Source organism: Microcystis sp. LE19-41.2A (assembly GCF_027530405.1).
GTDB lineage: Bacteria > Cyanobacteriota > Cyanobacteriia > Cyanobacteriales > Microcystaceae > Microcystis > Microcystis aeruginosa.
The window spans coordinates 1-2,578 of the sequence record NZ_JAPZQJ010000125.1; the positions used below are offsets into that span (position 1 = coordinate 1).

Here is a 2,578-nt window from a genome sequence, read left to right on the forward strand (position 1 = left end):
CCCACACCCCACACCCCACACCCCACACCCTACACCCTACACCCATCTCCCCACACCCCACACCCCACTTCCCCATCTCCCCACTTCCCCACTTCCCCACTTCCCATTTATGCCCAAAATCCATCACTTTGAACTATTACCTTCCACTAATACTAAAGCTTGGCAATTATTAGAATCGGGGGAAAATCCGCCTTTTCTGGTGATTGCTAGTCAACAAAGTGCCGGGAGAGGACAATGGGGACGGGAGTGGATTTCTGAACCGGGAGGATTATATTTATCTTTGGCGTTAAATCTGGATTTAGAGGTGGATAAATCTGCCCATCTCGTTCTCGCTACAGTTTGGGGCATCGCTCATCACCTGAATTGTCAAGAAATACCCGTTAAAATCAAATGGCCGAACGATTTAGTCCTATTAGGGCGCAAACTAGGGGGAATTAACCTAGAAACCCGTATTCAGGGCCAAAACATCCCGCAAGCAGTCATCGGAGTGGGCATCAATTGGGCTAATCCCGTCCCCCCCACGGGTATTAATTTACAAGCTTTGGCCGGCAATAAAATCACCTCGATCGCTCAATTAACCGATGTCACCAGCGATGCTATCCTATACGGCTATGAATATTACTGTAATCACGGCATAAAAGCCTTATTAGCCTCCTACTTAGAACTTTTTGCCAATTTTGGTCAAAAGATAGTTTTCGAGGGCTATCAGGGCATAATAACAGGGGTAAGCGATCGAGGGGAATTAAAAGTTAAACTCACCTCGGACAATGCCAGTAGCGAAATCTATCTACCGGCGGGTAGGGTCAGTCTCGGCTATAATTGAGTCTAAATATTTTTTTGACTAAACTGTGAGAAGTGAGGCCGCCCTATGTATCCTTCATCGGTGATATTGAAACTTTTTCTCGGAAAATCCTTAAAAAAGAAGCTGAGTTTATGCAGTGGTCTCGGTTTAGTGATTAGCGGTCTGCTCACTCTTGCTCCCAATGCGATCGCTAATTCCGAAACTGGCAGCGAAACCCCGGTAGTGGAAAATGCCGCCCCGACTCTGAAAGCCCCCGTTATCAAAGAAAATACTAATCCCGCCCCCCGTCTGGCTATCCCTGAAAACCATCAAACCGATATGCCTACCCTTGCCCCCCGGGCCGGCGGTAAAAATAATTTTATCGATACTAGAAACTTTAACCCCCCCAGTTCCGTTGTCGTCACCGAGCGCCGCAGTGGTTGCCAAACCATCGCCCAAAATGGTCAACTGGTAGGAGGTAGCTGTAATCTGGCGGCCCGGGCCTCCCGTCGTCAGCCGGTCAGCACTGTGGCCAAACCCTTACCCCCGGTTAATCTGGCCCGGGTGCGTCTCAATCCTAATCCGGCCGTGCGGGTAGGACGGCAGCCCCGAAATCAGCCGGTTATCGCTAATAATTCCCTGCGTCGTTATGCCCCCACTCTCGTGGCTTCTAGCGCCCCGGTACGTCTGGCTGCCCCGACGGTGATTCCCAGTCAGGTGGTAGCCCTCAATCCCCCGGAATGGAATGGCGTAAAATTAGCTTTAGCCCCCGTGACTCGCGCAGAAGTGGAAGCAATCAGCGAAGCGACCACCTATGAGCGGGCCACCCGTTTAAGTCCCACGGATTCTAACCAAACTCAACGCACGGATTTACTCTTTCCCCTCGCCCTTCCTGCCCAAATTACCTCGGTTTTCGGGTGGCGAAATCATCCAGTCAGCGGGAATCGGGCCATGCACGCGGGTACTGATTTAGGCGCACCTATGGGAACACCTGTATTAGCCGCCTACGCAGGGGAAGTGGCCACCGCCGACTGGTTAGGAGGTTACGGATTAACGGTGATTTTACGTCACCTCGATGGTAGTCAAGAATCTCGTTATGCCCACCTTTCGGAAATTACCGTCAAACCGGGAGAATGGGTGGAACAGGGTGCGGTTATCGGTCGTGTGGGTAGTACGGGACTTTCTACCGGTCCGCACCTACACTTTGAATGGCGACACCTAACCGAACAGGGTTGGACTGCCGTAGATGCCGGTTTACATCTAGAATTAGCCCTCGATAATCTGGTGCAGAGAATGCAAATGGCCGCAGCCACTGACTCTAATCAGAATTAATTTGTTTTGGCTGACAACTATAGCGGTTTTTGGAGCTTAAAAACGCATCGTTGAGCTTTTGCCCAATTGATGCGTTTTCATACATTCGCAGTATTAAGTAGGGCTTGCTGAATAAATGTGAAATGTAGGCAAGGTAAGGGTTTTGTGGCTTTTCTCGCGAAACAGGTGCAAGATTTTGAGAGAATCGTGCTTCAAAACCTGGCATCTTGAGCGGCGCTCGCGTCCTGTAGGGGCGAAGCATTCGGGCAATAACCTATCGGTGAAACCGTAGATTTTCTATCCGAATGCTTCGCCCGTACTTTTTCAGCCAACCCTAAGTAAGCTAAACGGCTTTTACTTCGGATCACCGATATAGACTCCAAAAGGGTTATAGCTGTTGGATCATGCAGGTTAAGCGCCGTTTAGCTTAGTTGGACAAAAATAAAGTTAACTGTGGGGTCAGGAGTCGGTCGTCGGTCGTCGGGA

2 protein-coding genes are annotated in these 2,578 nt (G+C 50.1%); both read left to right on the plus strand.

Features of this window, described 5'->3' with window-relative positions; all coding sequences use genetic code 11:
* Positions 1-109 precede the first annotated feature (109 nt).
* Positions 110-823 carry a biotin--[acetyl-CoA-carboxylase] ligase gene (locus O9290_RS05420; RefSeq protein ID WP_288057187.1) on the plus strand — a complete coding sequence of 238 codons (714 nt, stop codon included), beginning with the start codon at positions 110-112 and terminating at the stop codon, positions 821-823.
* Positions 824-868: 45 nt separating this feature from the next.
* A complete protein-coding gene (locus O9290_RS05425; protein WP_288057185.1) occupies positions 869-2,113 on the plus strand; it encodes a M23 family metallopeptidase in 1,245 nt (414 codons plus the stop codon).
* The last annotated feature ends 465 nt before the right edge of the window (positions 2,114-2,578 follow it).